This window comes from Leptotrichia rugosa (assembly GCF_041200005.1).
Lineage (GTDB): Bacteria > Fusobacteriota > Fusobacteriia > Fusobacteriales > Leptotrichiaceae > Leptotrichia > Leptotrichia rugosa.
In genome coordinates, this window is sequence record NZ_CP165644.1 from 620,330 (window position 1) to 636,688 (window position 16,359).

A 16,359-nucleotide genomic window follows, 5' to 3' on the forward strand; every position below is an offset into this window, starting at 1 on the left:
TAAAAAATTTAAAAGTGGCAAATTTGTCAAAATAAAAAGATTTTTTAGCAAATTATCTATAAATGAAATGATAAAAATATGGAAAGGAGTCGATAAATAATGGCAGTACCTAAGAAAAGAACTTCCAAAGCTAAAAGAAATATGAGAAGAGCACATGATGCAATCACAGCTCCAAATATTGTGGTAGAAGCTGACGGAACAGTGAGAAGACCTCACAGATTAAATTTAGAAACAGGAGTATACAGAGGTAGACAAGTGTTGAAAACTGATGAAACTACAACAGAAGCTGAATAATTACAGGAGTTTAAAAACTCCTATTTTTTTAAATAAAATTATTGATTTACATTGACGAAAGTTAGTGTTTTTTTATTAAAAAAATTTTTTTATTTTTAATAAAAAATATGGTAAAATATAAATGATAAAAAATAAAATTTATTTTAGGAGGAAAATCAGATGAAAAAAATTATGAGAGGTGTACTGTTATTCGGTATGCTTGGAGGAATGATTTTAGCTTGTGGAAATAAGAGTAATAATTCTAACAATTCTACTAATTCCCAAGCTATAAAAAATGAAAAAGTTTACAAAATAGGAGTGTCGCAGATTGTTGATCACCCAGCATTAAATGCAGCAAAACAAGGATTTAAGGATGCACTTGCCAAAGCAGGGATAAAAGCGGATTATGATGACAAAATTGCAAATAACGAAATGAGTAATCAAACTTTAATAATGCAGCAATTTTCATCAGACAAAAAAGATTTAGTTTATGCTATAACTACGCCAACAGCTCAGGCGGCAAAAAATCAGGTGGATAAAAATATCCCTGTTGTGTTTGCTTCTGTGACAGATCCAAAGAGTGCAGGATTAGTAGGAATATCAAATATTACTGGAACAAGTGGAGCAGCTCCAGTGGAAGAAAATTTGAAATTGATGAAAGAATTATTTCCAAAAGCTAAAAATATAGGAATAATTTATAATTCATCTGAACAAAATTCTGTTTCTGAAGTAAATAATTTGAAAAGATTGGCACCAAAATATGGATTTAATGTAGTTGATAAATCTGTAACTAATGGAACCGAGCTTGTGTCAGCGGCCAATCTTGTGGTAAAACAAGCGGATTTATTGTATGCGATTCAAGATAATACAGTTGCTTCATATATTTCAGCAATATTGGATATTTTTAATAGAGAGAAAAAACCAATTTTTGGGACAAATAACATTTATTCAAATGCAGGAGGATTTATTTCACAAGGGACAACTGATTATGATATAGGTTACCGTTCTGGAGAAATAGCCGCTCAAATATTGAAAGATGGGAAAAAGCCAAATGAAATTCCGATTGAAAATGTAAAAGATTTAAAAATCGAAGTAAATAAACAAAATATGGAATTATTGGGAATAAAAATTCCTGAGAGCATTTCAAAAAATGTGAAATTTGTAGAAACAAAAAAATAAACGAAAAAACAGATAGAAAAATAAATAGTCGAAAAAATAAAAATGAATATAAAAAAATTAGAAAAAATAATAAAAGTAAAAATAAAACAAAAAAAAGGAGTGAAAAAAATTTATGAAAAAAAATTTTTTTAAAATATATTTGTTGATTGGAATTTTAGCAGTTTTAACGATTAGCTGTAATAAAGAATCTGATCCAGCAAATGTGGAAAAACCTGAAGAAAATATTTCACAATCTCAGTCAAGTGATGCAAATAGCAACAACGCATCTGATGCGACAAATAGACAACAGCAATCACAACAAACTCAAGCTTTGGATACAACAAATCCAACTAAGACAGCATTGCAGCCGCAAAATGATCAAGATGGAAATACAGATCAAACTCAAAATCAAGTTCAAAATGGGGTACAACAAGCTCCAAATCCTCAAGCGAAAAATAGTCCGACGTTAAAACATGTGGATGGTGTTTTAGGACATCAATTTTCACTTGATGACAGAGTGGTCACTTTTGAAAGACAGGGAACACAGTATAGAGTGGTTTATACAGTTGAAGGTGAAAATGGGACAAGTGTAGAAAAGAAAAATTTGTCATTTAATCAAAAAAGTGATAGTTTATCAGATGGAACTTACACCTATAAAGTAAAAAATAATAAATTGGGATTATACGGAAATGGCGGAAAACAGTTGATTTTTGTATTACAATAAATAAAAAAACTGTCTTATTTATGAAAGTAAGGCAGTTTTTATTTTATTTTTATTTACTCACTTTGGTTTCAATCATTTTCTCAACTAAATTTCTCCCATGATCTCCAACTCTTGTGAAGTGAGAAATGACATCTATGTAGTAAAGTCCAGCTTTTACATCGCATTCCTGTTTACTTACTCTTTTTATGTGAGCTTTTCTTACTTCTTTTTCTTTTCTATATAATTTATTGTGCAAATCAATCACAGAAAAAGCTTTTTCATTGTCATTTTCTTTTAGTGCATCAATCGCTGTTTCAATTAATTTTACAGTGATTTCAAGAAGTTTACTCACTTCGTTATGTGCCACATCAGAAAAAACCAGTTCTTTTTTTATTTCATATTGAACATCTTTAACTATTCCGAAAGCGTGGTCGCCGATTCTTTCAACGTCACGGCACATATCAAGGTAAATGCTGATTTCTTCTCCTTCTTTTTCAGTGAAAGTTCCCTGTGATAACATTGTTAAATATTTTGTGATTTCCTGATCCATGCTATTTATGTTATCTTCAGAAAGTTCAACATTCCTAGCTAATTTTTCATTGTGTGAATGAAAGAACTCAACTGATTCTTTTAAGTTCTCAAGAGCCATTGAAATCATAATTAATATTTCTTGTTTTACTTGTCCAATTGCAATAGAAGGCGCATTTAATAGAGCCATATCCAAATATTTTGGCTTAAATTCTTCCGCTTTGTCTTCATCTTTGTCTTTTATTACTTTAACAACTATATATTCCAAAACTCTAATAAACGGAAATAAAAGTATTGTTGTAATTATATTAAAGGAAGCATGAGCAAATGCAATTGTAACTTTGGGGTTCAAATAGAAAATTTGCTGCATTTTAGTCACATACATTGTAAAAGGGATTAAAACAATCATAAATATTACAGTACCAATCATATTGAATAAGGTATGAGATAATGCGAGTCTTTTTGCTGATGTGTTAGCCCCTATTGAAGCTAAAATAGCTGTTATTGTAGTTCCAATATTATCTCCAAAAAGGACTGGAAGTAAAGATTTTAGTGGCATAAGCCCTTCTTGATAAATATTTTGGATAATACTTATTGTGGCACTTGACGCCTGTACAGCCATAGTCATCCCAGTTCCCAAAAGAACTCCTAGAATAGGATTTTTTCCCAAACTTGTGGTTAAAGTTTTAAAAGCGGGAAGATATCTAAGAGGAGCCATCGCATTTGACATCAAGCTTAGTGCAAAAAATATTCCTCCAAATCCAAATAAAATTCTCCCGGCGTTATTCATGGTCTGATTTTTAAAGAAAAAAAGACATAGCGAACCTACAAATATAATTGGAAGTGCATAATGTGATATATTAAATCCTATAATAAATGTTGTAATTGTTGTACCAATATTAGCTCCCATTACAATTCCTATAGCTTGACGAAGTGTCAGTAATCCCGCTCCGACAAGTCCTATTGTAATTACTGTCGTTCCTGAACTGGATTGAATAAGAGCTGTTATTAAAATCCCAACTAAGACTCCTAAAAAAGGTGAAGTTGTATATTTATCCAAGATATATCGAAGTTTATCTCCAGCTGCCATTTGAAGTCCATCTCCCATATATTTCATATAAAATAGAAATAATCCAAGTCCACCTAAAAATCCGAATATCATCTGTTGGTAGTTAATCGACGCAGCATTCATTAATTTCATTCCTTTCTAAAAATATTTTTTATATGAATAATAAATATTTATTCAATAGTATTTATACCATATTTTTAAAAATTTTCCTATAGAATTTTAATAAAATTTATATTAAATTATTCAATCATTTTATTGATATATCTAAGACAGCAATTATAAATTTCTGTAAAATTATTATTGTTTAGTTTTAATATAACTATTTTTTTATTATTTTTTTTTAAAATTTCTTTTAAATTTTTATCAAATTCTTTTATTTTATCAGTTTTTTTCTCGCTTTCAAGATAAAAAATCAACTCAAAATCTTCATTTTTTATAAAATTATTGATTATTTCATTTTCTTTACTTTTAAATTCCATTAGATTAGCCTGAAGTGAACAAAATTCCGTATCAATAAACACTAATTTGTTGGAACTTTTTACAGAATTTAAGATTTTTTTTTGATATTTTTCAGCAATGCTGTTAAAATCTTTTTCTTCTAAATTTTTTAAATTATTTTTTTTCAAATATTTCTTTTTGTAATCTTCTACAAAATTTGTATTATAACAATTTGATAATTTGTGAACCAAAGTAGTCTTTCCTGAGTGCGGAGTTCCTATGATCGCCACTTTTATTGTAAAAAATTCCTGGACAGGTTTTGGCATAAAATCCCAGTTGTGATAAGGGGAATTTCTCACTTCAGTCGCACTTATTGGGAAATTATCTCGATTTATGTCGATTGTTTGAATCGTTAGATTTTTATTGAAAACTTTTTCAAAATTTGGAAGAGTGAGAAAATTGTTTTTGTAATTTTCAACGTCTTGCAGTTCGTTTGAAAAAATCACATTGACTTTTATATCATTTTGTAGTAAGACTTCAAAAACTCTTTCGCTCCAAAGTTTCCATCCATTTGGATAAAATGGAATACCATCTTCAGCTAAATGAATTAATTTTATATTATTTTGATATTTGAATATACCTTTTACAAAATTTAATCTGTCTTTTATAGTTGGCATCTTTCTCATTTTAGATTCTTCAAATAATTTTTTATCCCTAGTGTCGTCACTGCAAACAACGACATAAAGCTCGTCGACAAAGCCACTGGCTTTTTGAATAAAGTCAACATGTCCCATATGAATCGGATAAAATTTTCCAAAGATTATACCAGTTTTTTTCATAAATTGCACTCCTGATTTTTTATAAAAATTTCCATTTTCCATTTTCATATTTTATTTTTGATAAATTGTCGCCGTCATCGTTATTATCACTATCATCTCTATCATCTTCAAATTCTTTATCATTTTCAAATTTATTGTTGTCATCATCGTCGTGAAAATTTGAATCTTTTTCATCATTCTCTTCTAAATTTTTCTCTTCTTTTTTTATGATAGTTTCCAAATTTTCATATTTTTTTTGTCGTTCATCTAAGAAAGGGGGCATTCCTTGTTTACTATAACTTTTGACATTTTCAGGAAACTGAATATCAAAAATATCTCTTTTTTCAATTTTTTGAGTTGTCAATTTTTGCTGTATTTTTTCAAGTATTCTTTTATCTTCTGCCTTTAAGTTTTTAAATACATCAGTATAATATTCGATATTTTTTGTGTCAAATTCTTTTATAAATTCATTTATGGTGATGGCTTCAGGATTATAGGCAATCTGATAAATTGATTCTGAATTTTTTCCTAGAAAGACTTCATTTATAAATCCCATTTTTTCAAGGTCTGACAAAATATCTTTAACAAAAAGCACATCCATTCCAAGTCTATCCGACAATTTTTGAAAAGTAAAAGGTTCTTTTTTTTGTGCAAAATTTTTAATAATTAGCGACAAAATAAGCATTCCAGCTTCTCTTTTAATCTTAATTGGCATCTCAATTTCCTCTTTATACAAAAATTTGTCTGAAGTTTGAATTGAAAAGGCAATTTGTGCACCTAGTAAAATCGTTACCCAAATATATTGAATAAAAATCAAAAAAATTGGGATTAACGCTAAACTTCCATAAATTATATTATAGCTTGTAATAATTGATTGAAGCAGTAAAAATAACAGTTTCCAGCAAAAAGTCAAAATTGTTGTGATAAATCCAGCAACTAACGCAGGCTTTACTTTTACATTTGTATTTGGAATCAAATAAAATATAAAAGAAAATAAAATTATGTAAGTTAGGGGTCCCGAAACTGCTATAAATAAATCAATAAAAATTGATTGCTTGGAAAAATAGTGAATAAGCTCGTCAATTATAAAAGAATTTAATGCTGATAATGCTACAAAAAATATTGGTCCCAAAAATATGATTGCGACATAATCGACAATTCTTCTCGGAAGCGAACGCTTTTTGTTTATTCTCCAAATTTTGTTAAACGAATTTTCTAGCATAATCAAGACTTTTATAACAGAATAGATTAAAACAATAATTCCAATTCCTGCAAGTAAATTTCCTTCGGTGGAAGCAAGTAGCTTTTGTGCAACACTTAAAATAGATTTTATGATGGAACTGTTTGGCAAAAATTCAAACAATTTTTTTATAAAAATTTTATCAAATCCAAATCCTCTAGTTATTCCAAGAACTAGTGCCACAAACGGAAATACCGCTAAAAGTGAATAGTAAGTGAGTGAAATTGCAAGTATCTGAGTTTCACCATCTCTGTAATTTTTGTAAATTAAATATATCATTCTTTTTAAATCATTAAAATTTTTTTTTGTATTTTCTAAATTCATTTCCATTATTTTCTCCATTTTTCTTAATTTATCCAAAATTAAAATATTCTTTTTCACTAAAAATTTCATCCATTAATTCTTCATAATTCTCAATTTTTGCTTCTTCTGTAAGGATATCTTCCAATTTGGGATTTGTAACAGGATGTTTTGGAGCAAAAATCACGCAGGAATCTTCGTGAGGCTCGATTGACTTCTCATAAGTTCCAATTTCTTTTGCAATATCGATAATTTCAGTCTTATCCATTCCAATAAGCGGTCTAAAGACAGGAAGTTTTTCCACACTGGCATTTGTGCAAGTAAGTCCGCCCAATGTTTGAGAAGCGACTTGCCCCAGACTTTCTCCTGTAATCAATGCCTGATATTGCATTGAATTTGCCAGTCTTTCGCTGAGTCTCATCATAACTCTTCTTGTCAAGATAGTTGCATATTCTTTTCTAGTTTTGCCATTAATTTCTTCTTGCAGTTTTAAAATATTAATCGTATAAAGTCTTGATTTTCCAGTATAATCAGTCAAAATATTGGTTAATTCCTTAATCTTTTCAAGTGCCTGTTTACTTGTAAAAGGAAAGCTGTTAAATGTCACAAAGTTTATTCTCATTCCTCTTTTTGCCATCATAAATGAAGCAACTGGACTATCAATTCCTCCAGAAAGTAAAACTAGTCCTTTTCCAGTTGATCCAAGCGGAAGTCCACCATAAGTCTTGATTCTCGTCGTATAAATATAAACTTCTTTTCTTATGTCAATGTATATCATAACATCAGGATCTTTCATCTTAACTTTTTCAAAAGGACTGTTAATTAACACAAAAGCCCCAACTTCTTTGGCATAGTCCATAGAATTAATGGGAAATTCCTTGTTGCTTCTGTTGACAGAAATTTTAAAAGTTCTAGCTCCTTTTTCATATGCATAATTTGCAAATTCTAAAACTTTTGCTTTAATCTCTTCGTCTTTTTGTGAAACTCTGCTTGACTGGTTTATTCCAACAATTCCAAAAACTTTTTTAAGTTTTTCTGTGATTTTTTCCAAATCTTTTGGGTCAATCAAAACATATAATTTAGATAAATCTTCGACTAATTTATAGTCAAATTCCTTTAAGTTTCTATTTATTCTATTTCTCAATTTTCGCTCAAATTGCCCGCGGTTTTTACCTTTTAGCGAAAGTTCGCCATAAGAAAGACCGATTGTGTCAAGCAAATTTTTATCCGTATATTTTTCCATTTTTTATTTTTTCTCCTTTCTTCAATTCTTTTTAATTTTTATTTTTTTAAATTTTTTGAAGCGTAACTAAGTTGTAGTCATCGTCTTCCACAGTTATGGCTTGAATATTGTTAAACGGAACTAAATGAAGTTTATCTTTATACTTTTGAACCAATCTGTCACAACTTTCCTTGTAAGGTTCGCTTTGGTAGTGGGGAACTGGATAAAATGGTAAAAGATTAAGTCCTTTAGTATTTTTTAATTCTGGTGCAAAAGCTTTGTCGTCACACTCTGAGACATATTCAATATCGGGGCTCATAATGGCGCTTCCCGCTGATTCACCCACATAGATTAGTCCATTTTCAACTTTTTTTACAATAAAATCCGATAAATTTTTCTTTTGAATTTCTTGCATCAAAAAGAAAGTATTTCCGCCTGAGATGTGCAAAATATTGGAGTCATTTATCAAATCTTTTGCTTTTGTTTCGCTTACTTCGGTAAGTTCCAAAAGAGTTATGCTCATTCCAAGACTTTCATAAATTTCCATCGCTATTTTTATGTGAATGTCAATATTTTCCACCAATGCCGCAGTTGGAATCAGAGCCACAGTTTTTCCTTTTAGCTTGTTTTCAAGTCCTAAGTCGTTTTCTAAAAAATTTTTAAATAATTTTTCTACATATCCAAATGATGAAGTTAAAAACATTTTTTTCATACAATCACTCTTCTTTCTTTTTTTTATTTTTAATTTTTTAAAAATAATATTTTTTATTTTATTTATTATTATTTTATTATTTCATTTTTCTAATTCTAGCAACACTTTCTTTAACTCTTTTTACAATTTCATCAATTTCTTCAAGTTTATTTTCATTTGAAAAGCTAAATCTTATCGCTCCGTCCAATTCAGACTGATTAAGACCCATCGCAGCAAGAATTCTGCTGTTTCCTTTTTTTGAAGAACAAGCTGACCCAGTTGACACAAAAATGTCATACATTCCTAAAAAATGCGTTAAAACTTCACCTTTTGTCCCATTAAACGAAACATTTAAAATTTTTGGCGTTGATTTTTCTGTCAAAAGTGAATTTATTTTTATATCTTCAATTTCTTCTGTTAATTTTTTTGCAAGATTAATTTTAAAATTTTGTGAATGAATCGCTTCTTTTTTATCTTCTTTTGCAAGAATTTCAACCGCTTTTGAAAAAGCCAAAATTAACTCAGCTGGCAAAGTTCGTTTAATAATGCCATTTGCACTATTTGAGCCGAAAATTATGTCATTGATTTTTACATTTTCTCCAACATAAATAGCGCCAATTCCTTTCGGAGCATAAATTTTGTGCCCGCTCACAGTAAGTGCATCAACTTTTATTTTATTAAAATTTATATTTGGAAGTCCAAATCCTTGCACAAAATCCGTGTGAAAATAAGTATTCTTATTTTTGTCTTTTATAATTTTAGAAATTTTTTCTAAATCTTGAATAGTTCCAGTTTCACTATTTACAGCACCAATTGACACTATTATAGTATCTTTGCAAATCAAGTCAGAAAGCATATCTAAATCTACAAATCCGTCTTTGTTGACATTAAGATAATCAACTTTAAATCCATTTTCCTCATAGTACCGAAAAACTTCATAAACTGATGGATGTTCAATTTTTGTCGTAATCAGATGTTTTTTTAATTTTGAGTTCGCATTAATAATTCCTTGCAAAATAATATTATTTCCTTCTCCACCACCAGAAGTAAAAAAAATTCTCTCAGGGCTAACTTTAAGATATTTTCCAATTGTCTTTCTAGCATCTTTAATTTTAAGAAAAATTCTATGTCCAAAATCATGAATCGCATCAGCATTCGCATAACTTTGCTCCATCGCACAAACCATTGTATCTATAACTTCTTTTCTTGGTTTTGTACTTGCTGCATTATCTAAATATATCATTTTAAAACTTCCTTTTTTTAGTTTGTACTTATATATTATACTATATTTTTTAAAAATTATAAACACCTTTATTTTATTATACTAAAATAAAAATTCTAAAAAATAAATTATAAATAAATAAAAAACAAATATTTTTATGCTAAACTGCAAATAAAAAGTAATGCAAAAAAAATAAAATTTTTGAAAGATAAAAATTTAGGAGGAAATTTTATGAAAAAATTATTTAGTTTGGCTGTATGTATAGTAATGATGTTTTCATTAAATATTGCAGGGGCAAAAATTATGAAAAGAAGAACTGCAAAAATTTCCAAAAAAGCAGCAAAAAAGTCATTGACAAAAATAAAAAGTAAAAATTCAAAGTTACCAAAAGTAAAAAAAATAGAAAATAGCGATATTCCTGAGCAAAGAATGATAGGAATACCTAATCCTGCTTCAATTTATTGCGAGAAAAATGGCGGAAAATCTATTATTAAATTAGATGGCGACGGGAATGAATATGGAGTTTGTAAATTTAAAGATGGAAAAGAAATTGACGAATGGGATTTTTATAGAAAAAACAATAAGTTAATAAAAAAAGGAACTCCAGAAGATAATTAAACTACTCTCATTTGTAGAAATAGAAGATTTTGTTAATATATTTTGCAAACAGAAATAAAGAAATTGGATAAATTAATTTTTACCCTATCTTTGCTTTAATAAATGTTTGACTACAAAAATAAAATATGTTATCATACTTTGATAAAAATAAATTTTGGATGGTAAAACTATGAATAAAAAATATGATTTTGAAACAATAATAAATAAAAAAGGACAAGGATCCTATAAATGGGATCAAATGTATAAAATTGACCCAAATATTGCTGATAATATCGTTCCATTATCTGTTGCAGATATGGAGTTAAAAATTGCAAAAGAAATAATTGATGGATTGAAAAAATATTTGGACAGTACGATTTTAGGATATACAGGACCTTATGAAAGTTATTATTCAGCTGTGATTGATTGGCTTAATAGAAGACATAACTTTAAAGTGAAAAAAGAGTGGATTGTCTGTTCAAACGGCGTGGTTTCAGCAATTTATGACTGTGTGAAGGCGTTTACGAAAGAAGATGATGGAATTATTGTTTTTACGCCAGTTTATTATCCTTTTTACAGTTCTATAAAAAATAATAATAGAAAAATTATAGAATGTGAGATGTTAAAAAATGAAAATAACTACTATGAAATTGATTTTGAAAAATTTGAAAAACTTGCAAGTGATGAAAAAAATAAACTATTAATATTTTGTAGTCCTCACAATCCGTTAGGACGTGTTTGGAAAAGGGAAGAATTGGAAAAAATTGGAAATATCGCACTAAAAAATAATTTAATAATTATTTCTGATGAAATCCATTCTGATTTAATAATGCCGAATTACAGACACACAGTTTTACAAACATTGTCAGACGAATTGTCAGAAATTACTATAACTTGTACTGCTCCCACAAAAAGTTTTAATTTGGCGGGAGTTGGAATTTCAAATATTATTATAAAAAATGAAAAATTGCGAAAAAAATTTGAAATTGAACAAGATAGATCAAGTTCTCATGTATTTGCAGCGCTGGGTTACAAAGCTTGTGAATTGGCGTATAATGAAAGTGAAAAATGGCTTGATGAACTTATTTTGCTAATTGACAAAAATCAAAAATTAGTTCATGATTTTTTCAATAAAAATTTTGTAAATTTAAGTGCGCCGCTAATTGAAGGAACTTATCTTCAATGGTTAGATTTTAAAAGTTTGGAACTTTCAAATGAAGAGTTGAAAAAATTTATGAATGAAAAAGCAAAACTTTATTTCAGCGAAGGTTATACTTTTGGTAAAAATGGAAGTGGATTTGAAAGAATAAATTTAGCTGCGCCAACTTGGGTCATAAAAGAAGCTTTAGATAGACTTTACAGTGCTTTAAAAGAGGTTTTTCCAGAAGTTTGTAAATAAAAATATAAATTGAGAAAATATAAAAATAAATTGTAAATAAAAAAAATAACTTTACAAGAAAATAGAGAAAGTTAAGAAATTAGTTTTTTCTATTTTTTTATTATAGAAAAAGTGATATAATAAAAAAAACAAGTTTAGAAAAGGGGAAATTTATATGGAAAATGAAAAAGCAAAAAAAGAAAATATCGGACTAGTTCTTGAAGGTGGAGGAATGAGAGGAATTTTTACTGCAGGAGTGTTAGATTTGTTTTTGGAAAAAAATGTGGAAGTTGACAATTGCATCGGAGTGTCGGCAGGAGCACTGCTTGGAGTTAATTATTTGTCTAAGCAGGAAAAAAGAGGCTTTGAGGCGATTGCGGATCACATTCAAAAAAGAGAATACGGAAGTTTTTATAATCTAATTAAAACTGGAAATTATTTTGAAACTCAGTATTCTTATCATGATATACCTGAAAAATATAATCCTTTTGATAACAATACGTTTAAAAATAGTCCCATAAAATTTCAAGCGGTCATAACAAATTGTGAAACTGGGCAGCCAGAATATCCTGAAATTAAAGATGCAATTACAGATATAGATATTTTAAGAGCTTCTGCCTCACTTCCATTTTTGTCAAAAATGGTGAAATTGGGAGATAAAAAGTATTTGGATGGCGGAGTGGCTGATTCCATACCGTTAAAATATTCAATAAAAAAAGGAAATAAAAAGAATATAGTTGTACTTACAAGAGATAGAAGTTACAGAAAAACTCAAAGCAAATTAGGTGTAATCTCAAAAGTGAAATATAGAAAATATCCCAAATTTGTGGAACTGATGAAAACAAGATATACTAGATATAATAAAACTTTAGAATATATTTATGATTTAGAAAAAGAGGGGAAATTTTTGTAATTCAGCCGCAAGTTCCACTTACATTGGGAAGAATTGAAAAAAATAGGGAAAAACTTGAAGAAGTTTACAAAATTGGCTACAATGAAGCTCGAAAAAGATATAATTCACTTTTAGAATATTTAAAAAAATAAAAAAAGTTTTAAATAAATTTGAAAAAAAACTGTTCTTTTTTTTAAAAATATGATATACTATTCATAGATAACCAAAAGCAAGTAAAATGTAACAAAATTAATATTTGTAACAAGTTGTTTGAGGTGTAAATTTTTAGGAGGTAATACTTTGTTAGGTAAAGTAAAATGGTTTAACGACAAAAAAGGATTCGGATTTATTTCAGGAGAAGATGGACAAGATTATTTCTTACATTTCTCAAAAATCAATAAAGAAGGATTCAAAACAGTTAACGAAGGTGAAGAAGTAAGTTTTGATGTAGAAGAAGGACCAAAAGGACCTCAAGCAACAAATGTAGTTTCTCAATAATAGTTAAGTTAAATGTTGTTGTTATTAAAAAAAGCTATCTTAAATTTTTTAAGATAGTTTTTTTTTGAAAAAATAAATTTGTTTATAAATTTTGAAAATATATGTAATTTTGTGTAAATATTAATACAAGTTCATTAATATAGGGATTTATGACTACAGTTAGTTACATAAAGTGATTTACATTGTCTGAATATTAAAATAAAAAAAGAGAGACGAAAATCTCTCTTTTAGTTTATCTCACTATTTGAAATAATATTGCAACAACCAAAAATAATGTTGCGATAACTTCAGTAAATTTTTCAATTCCTTCTTTTTCTTCATCTAAGATATTTGCTGCACTTTTTGCTAAACCTTGGCTTCTGTCAGGTTGCAATAAGATTACGCTTATCATAATAATTGATAAGATTACTAAAGCTACGATTAATAAATTTTCTAACATTAAAGTCCTCCTAAATTGTGCAAAGACTGAGAAAATAACTATTTAGTTACTGCATCTCCAGCTTTTACTATTACTGTGAATTTTGCAGGAACTAGACTTGCTCCACCAACTAATCCACCGTCGATATCTTTTTGAGCGATTAATTCAGCGGCATTTCCGTCGTTCATTGATCCACCATATTGAACTGTTACATTTTCAGCAACTTGTGCACCAAATAAATCTGTTAATAGACTTCTTATGAATGCGTGAACTTCTTGAGCTTGTGCAGGAGTTGCAGTTTTTCCTGTTCCGATTGCCCAAACTGGTTCGTATGCTAAGATTACATTTGCCATTTGGTCAGCAGTTACATCTTTTAATCCGCCGATAATTTGGCTCTTAACCACGTCTTCAGTTGTATTTGCTTCTCTTTCTTCCAATTTTTCACCAATACATAAAATTGGTTTTAAATCGTGTGCTAATGCTGATTTTACTTTTTCGTTAATGATTTCGTTAGTTTCTCCGTAATATTCTCTTCTTTCAGAATGTCCTAAAATTACATATTCAACACCTAAGTCTTTTAGCATCAAAGGTGAAACTTCTCCTGTGTAAGCTCCGCTTTCTTTAGCATTCATATTTTCAGCTGCGATTTTAATGTTTGTTCCTTTAGTTTCTCTAACAGCTGTTTCTAATGCTGTAAAAGGTGCACCAATTATAATTCCTGCATTTTTAACATCTTTTACTAATGGTTTGAATTCTGCAAAAAATTCTCCTGCTTCTTTTGCAGTTTTATTCATTTTCCAGTTTCCTGCTACAATTACTTTTCTCATTAATCTTTCCTCCAATATTCATAAATTTTCTTATTTTAATTTTATCATATATCAACACTTTTATCAACGAAATTTTTTAATGTCAATATGCTTTTTTACAAATTTCTTGTCAAAAATAAAGTTTTTGAATTTATTTTTTTTCACTTTCATCTTTTTTTGTCAATTCAGAAAATACAGTCGCGAGATTTGCTAAATTTTGCATATTGCTTGGGATAATAATTTTTGTAGCTCTTCCATCTGCCGCTTTTTCAAATGCTTCTAGTCCTCTTAAAGATAGCACTTTGTCGTTTGGAGCAGCTTCGTTTAAAACTCTTAAAGCTTCTGCTTTTGCTTTTTGAACTGATAAAATTGCTTCTGCTTCCCCTTCTGCTTCTTTAATTTGCTGTTCCTTCTTGGCTTCTGCTCTTAAAATAGCCGCTTGTTTTTCTCCTTCCGCAACTAAAATAGCCGCTTCTCTTTTTGCCTGTGCTTCCAAAATATTTGCTCTTTTTTCTCTTTCAGCTTTCATTTCTTTCTCCATCGCAACTCTTATGTCTGCAGGTGGCAAAATGCTTTTTAGCTCAACTCTGTTTACTTTTATTCCCCAAGGATCTGTCGCATCATCCAGCTCTTTTCGCATTTTTGTATTAATGACATCTCTTGAAGTCAAAGTTTGGTCAACTGTCATGTCACCAATGATGTTTCTAAGGGTTGTCGCAGTTAAATTTTCAATTGCTGAGATTGGTCGCTCAACTCCGTAAGTGTATAGTTTCGGGTCTGTTATTTGAAAATATACGACTGTATCAATCTGCATTGTGGCATTGTCCTTTGTGATTACTGGCTGTGGAGGGAAATCAACAACCTGTTCTTTTAACGACACAACTCTTGCTACTTTGTCAAAGAATGGATTTATAAAACTTAATCCAGAATCCAGTGACTGATAATATCTTCCTAATTTTTCTATGATGTAAACTTTTGATTCGGGTACGATTCTTATTGCTTTCAGAACTAAAATTGCAAGAAAAGCAAGTAAAATAATAATTAATGGTAATAATATGACGTTCATAATGACCTCCTAAATTTTATATTATTTTAAATTTCACATTTCTTTCTTCATTTTTTCTAAAATGATTTTGTTTCCAACAAAACCTTTTATTTTAGCAATCTCATCTTTTTTTAAGACATCTTCGCTAATCCCCTTCCAAAGGATACCTTTGAATTTAACTTCGTACTCTTTTTTTGAACTTGTTAAATTTAAAACCTCTTCGATTTTTATCTCGTTTCCTATCATTTTAGAATTAAAATTTGTCCTTTTGTTTTTTTCGATGTAATTTTTTAAGACGGGTCTTGTGAAAATTACAAAAATTACTGACAAAGCTGAGAAAATAAAGACTTCGACGACAGGATTTCTCATAAAAAAAGATAATCCAGTTAAAACAAGTGCTGCAAGGGATAACCAAATTGTCACAAGTCCCGGTATAATAATTTCTAGTATTGCAAATACCGCAGTTGCCATTGCCCAAAATAATTCACCCATTTTTTTCTCCTTTTTTTCTTAAAAATTTAAAATCCGATTCCGACACCACCGTGAATTCCATTTGTTCCAATTCCAATTCCCGCACTTAGACAAGAAGTTAGTGCAACTAACATCAAAATCATTAAAATTATTTTTTTCATAATTTTTTCTCCTTTCAGTTTATAAATTTATTTTTTAAAAGTCAATTCCCACTCCAGTATTTATCAGTCCACCTGTGCTGACTCCTATATTTCCGTGAATTTTTCCGTTACTTCCTACACTTATTCCGCCTGTAACACAGGAAGTTAGTGAGAATAGCATTAAAATTATTAAAATTAAATTTTTCATTTTATTCTCCTACAAATTTAATTGAAATTTTATAATTTTACACTAGTATTATACCATATTTTTTAAAAAAAATAGTAAAAAAAGTTTACTTTTTCAAAAAACTTTTATATAATTTGAATAAAGAATGTTATATAGTTGTAAAATATTAAATAAAATTAAATTTGATATTTTATCTATAAAAATTAAAAAAATTAAATTATAGTGGATAAAAAATATATAATTTAAGTAGATTTTTTAATTTTTG

The 16,359-nt window shown here is 28.8% G+C and carries 17 protein-coding genes and 1 pseudogene; 7 read left to right on the forward strand and 11 right to left on the reverse strand.

From position 1 onward, the window contains the following. Window positions 1–99 precede the first annotated feature (99 nt). The 3 genes from rpmF to AB8B22_RS03235 all read left to right on the forward strand — a co-directional run bounded on the left by rpmF (window position 100) and on the right by AB8B22_RS03235 (window position 2,155). Window positions 100–294, forward strand: coding sequence for a 50S ribosomal protein L32 (rpmF, locus tag AB8B22_RS03225; protein WP_094079044.1), 195 nt, complete (start codon window positions 100–102; stop codon window positions 292–294). 159 nt (window positions 295–453) lie between these two features. Then, a complete protein-coding gene (locus AB8B22_RS03230) occupies window positions 454–1,452 on the forward strand; it encodes an ABC transporter substrate-binding protein (RefSeq protein WP_369711641.1) in 999 nt (332 codons plus the stop codon). 112 nt (window positions 1,453–1,564) lie between these two features. Then, window positions 1,565–2,155, forward strand: a complete 591-nt coding sequence (locus AB8B22_RS03235) for a hypothetical protein (protein ID WP_369711642.1) — start codon at window positions 1,565–1,567, stop codon at window positions 2,153–2,155. Between the two features lie 49 nt (window positions 2,156–2,204). On the opposite strand, the gene AB8B22_RS03240 is transcribed toward AB8B22_RS03235, so the two are convergent. From AB8B22_RS03240 to AB8B22_RS03265, 6 genes are all read right to left on the reverse strand, one after another. Next, a complete protein-coding gene (locus tag AB8B22_RS03240) occupies window positions 2,205–3,863 on the reverse strand; it encodes a Na/Pi cotransporter family protein (RefSeq protein WP_369711643.1) in 1,659 nt (552 codons plus the stop codon). 107 nt (window positions 3,864–3,970) lie between these two features. Further along, entirely contained in the window at window positions 3,971–5,008 is a 1,038-nt protein-coding gene (gene nadR / locus AB8B22_RS03245) for a multifunctional transcriptional regulator/nicotinamide-nucleotide adenylyltransferase/ribosylnicotinamide kinase NadR (RefSeq protein ID WP_369711645.1), read from the reverse strand. 19 nt (window positions 5,009–5,027) lie between these two features. After that, window positions 5,028–6,557: a YihY/virulence factor BrkB family protein gene (locus tag AB8B22_RS03250; RefSeq protein WP_369711646.1), complete on the reverse strand. Its 1,530-nt coding sequence runs from the start codon at window positions 6,555–6,557 to the stop codon at window positions 5,028–5,030. Window positions 6,558–6,579: 22 nt separating this feature from the next. Continuing rightward, on the reverse strand, window positions 6,580–7,770 hold the full coding sequence (gene thiI, locus AB8B22_RS03255; RefSeq protein WP_369711647.1) for a tRNA uracil 4-sulfurtransferase ThiI: 1,191 nt from the start codon (window positions 7,768–7,770) through the stop codon (window positions 6,580–6,582). Between the two features lie 46 nt (window positions 7,771–7,816). After that, window positions 7,817–8,461, reverse strand: coding sequence for a Type 1 glutamine amidotransferase-like domain-containing protein (locus AB8B22_RS03260; RefSeq protein ID WP_369711648.1), 645 nt, complete (start codon window positions 8,459–8,461; stop codon window positions 7,817–7,819). 76 nt (window positions 8,462–8,537) lie between these two features. Further along, window positions 8,538–9,683 carry a cysteine desulfurase family protein gene (locus tag AB8B22_RS03265; protein ID WP_369711649.1) on the reverse strand — a complete coding sequence of 382 codons (1,146 nt, stop codon included), beginning with the start codon at window positions 9,681–9,683 and terminating at the stop codon, window positions 8,538–8,540. A gap of 210 nt (window positions 9,684–9,893) precedes the next feature. Between AB8B22_RS03265 and AB8B22_RS03270 the strand changes: the two genes are divergently transcribed. The 4 genes and pseudogenes from AB8B22_RS03270 to AB8B22_RS03285 all read left to right on the forward strand — a co-directional run bounded on the left by AB8B22_RS03270 (window position 9,894) and on the right by AB8B22_RS03285 (window position 13,027). Beyond that, window positions 9,894–10,280: a DUF333 domain-containing protein gene (locus tag AB8B22_RS03270; protein ID WP_369711650.1), complete on the forward strand. Its 387-nt coding sequence runs from the start codon at window positions 9,894–9,896 to the stop codon at window positions 10,278–10,280. 169 nt (window positions 10,281–10,449) lie between these two features. Continuing rightward, window positions 10,450–11,658, forward strand: a complete 1,209-nt coding sequence (locus AB8B22_RS03275) for a MalY/PatB family protein (RefSeq protein ID WP_369711651.1) — start codon at window positions 10,450–10,452, stop codon at window positions 11,656–11,658. 211 nt (window positions 11,659–11,869) lie between these two features. Further along, window positions 11,870–12,681: pseudogene (locus AB8B22_RS03280) on the forward strand (patatin-like phospholipase family protein). A gap of 148 nt (window positions 12,682–12,829) precedes the next feature. Further along, complete coding sequence (locus AB8B22_RS03285; RefSeq protein WP_068156890.1) at window positions 12,830–13,027, forward strand: cold-shock protein; 198 nt, start codon at window positions 12,830–12,832, stop codon at window positions 13,025–13,027. A gap of 232 nt (window positions 13,028–13,259) precedes the next feature. Here the strand turns inward: AB8B22_RS03285 and secG are convergent, their stop codons facing one another. From secG to AB8B22_RS03310, 5 genes are all read right to left on the reverse strand, one after another. After that, window positions 13,260–13,466, reverse strand: coding sequence for a preprotein translocase subunit SecG (secG, locus tag AB8B22_RS03290; protein WP_094079033.1), 207 nt, complete (start codon window positions 13,464–13,466; stop codon window positions 13,260–13,262). 38 nt (window positions 13,467–13,504) lie between these two features. Further along, the gene (tpiA, locus tag AB8B22_RS03295) at window positions 13,505–14,272 is read right to left on the reverse strand and encodes a triose-phosphate isomerase (protein ID WP_211616277.1); all 768 of its coding nucleotides are present in this window, start codon (window positions 14,270–14,272) and stop codon (window positions 13,505–13,507) included. A gap of 130 nt (window positions 14,273–14,402) precedes the next feature. After that, complete coding sequence (locus AB8B22_RS03300) at window positions 14,403–15,317, reverse strand: SPFH domain-containing protein (RefSeq protein ID WP_094079031.1); 915 nt, start codon at window positions 15,315–15,317, stop codon at window positions 14,403–14,405. Between the two features lie 33 nt (window positions 15,318–15,350). Beyond that, complete coding sequence (locus tag AB8B22_RS03305) at window positions 15,351–15,788, reverse strand: NfeD family protein (RefSeq protein ID WP_094079030.1); 438 nt, start codon at window positions 15,786–15,788, stop codon at window positions 15,351–15,353. A 174-nt stretch (window positions 15,789–15,962) separates the two neighbouring features. Next, window positions 15,963–16,115 (reverse strand): hypothetical protein, encoded by a 153-nt coding sequence (locus AB8B22_RS03310; RefSeq protein ID WP_172826450.1) that lies wholly within the window; start codon window positions 16,113–16,115, stop codon window positions 15,963–15,965. Window positions 16,116–16,359: the final 244 nt, after the last annotated feature.

Excerpts from the sequence above, each read along its gene's own strand:
- rpmF (WP_094079044.1), top strand. The coding sequence starts at position 100 with ATGGCAGTACCTAAGAAAAGAACTTCCAAAGCTAAAAGAAATATGAGA.
- AB8B22_RS03230 (WP_369711641.1), top strand. The coding sequence starts at position 454 with ATGAAAAAAATTATGAGAGGTGTACTGTTATTCGGTATGCTTGGAGGA.
- AB8B22_RS03235 (WP_369711642.1), top strand. The coding sequence starts at position 1,565 with ATGAAAAAAAATTTTTTTAAAATATATTTGTTGATTGGAATTTTAGCA.
- AB8B22_RS03240 (WP_369711643.1), bottom strand. The coding sequence starts at position 3,863 with ATGAAATTAATGAATGCTGCGTCGATTAACTACCAACAGATGATATTC.
- nadR (WP_369711645.1), bottom strand. The coding sequence starts at position 5,008 with ATGAAAAAAACTGGTATAATCTTTGGAAAATTTTATCCGATTCATATG.
- AB8B22_RS03250 (WP_369711646.1), bottom strand. The coding sequence starts at position 6,557 with ATGGAAATGAATTTAGAAAATACAAAAAAAAATTTTAATGATTTAAAA.
- thiI (WP_369711647.1), bottom strand. The coding sequence starts at position 7,770 with ATGGAAAAATATACGGATAAAAATTTGCTTGACACAATCGGTCTTTCT.
- AB8B22_RS03260 (WP_369711648.1), bottom strand. The coding sequence starts at position 8,461 with ATGAAAAAAATGTTTTTAACTTCATCATTTGGATATGTAGAAAAATTA.
- AB8B22_RS03265 (WP_369711649.1), bottom strand. The coding sequence starts at position 9,683 with ATGATATATTTAGATAATGCAGCAAGTACAAAACCAAGAAAAGAAGTT.
- AB8B22_RS03270 (WP_369711650.1), top strand. The coding sequence starts at position 9,894 with ATGAAAAAATTATTTAGTTTGGCTGTATGTATAGTAATGATGTTTTCA.
- AB8B22_RS03275 (WP_369711651.1), top strand. The coding sequence starts at position 10,450 with ATGAATAAAAAATATGATTTTGAAACAATAATAAATAAAAAAGGACAA.
- secG (WP_094079033.1), bottom strand. The coding sequence starts at position 13,466 with ATGTTAGAAAATTTATTAATCGTAGCTTTAGTAATCTTATCAATTATT.
- tpiA (WP_211616277.1), bottom strand. The coding sequence starts at position 14,272 with ATGAGAAAAGTAATTGTAGCAGGAAACTGGAAAATGAATAAAACTGCA.
- AB8B22_RS03300 (WP_094079031.1), bottom strand. The coding sequence starts at position 15,317 with ATGAACGTCATATTATTACCATTAATTATTATTTTACTTGCTTTTCTT.
- AB8B22_RS03305 (WP_094079030.1), bottom strand. The coding sequence starts at position 15,788 with ATGGGTGAATTATTTTGGGCAATGGCAACTGCGGTATTTGCAATACTA.
- AB8B22_RS03310 (WP_172826450.1), bottom strand. The coding sequence starts at position 16,115 with ATGAAAAATTTAATTTTAATAATTTTAATGCTATTCTCACTAACTTCC.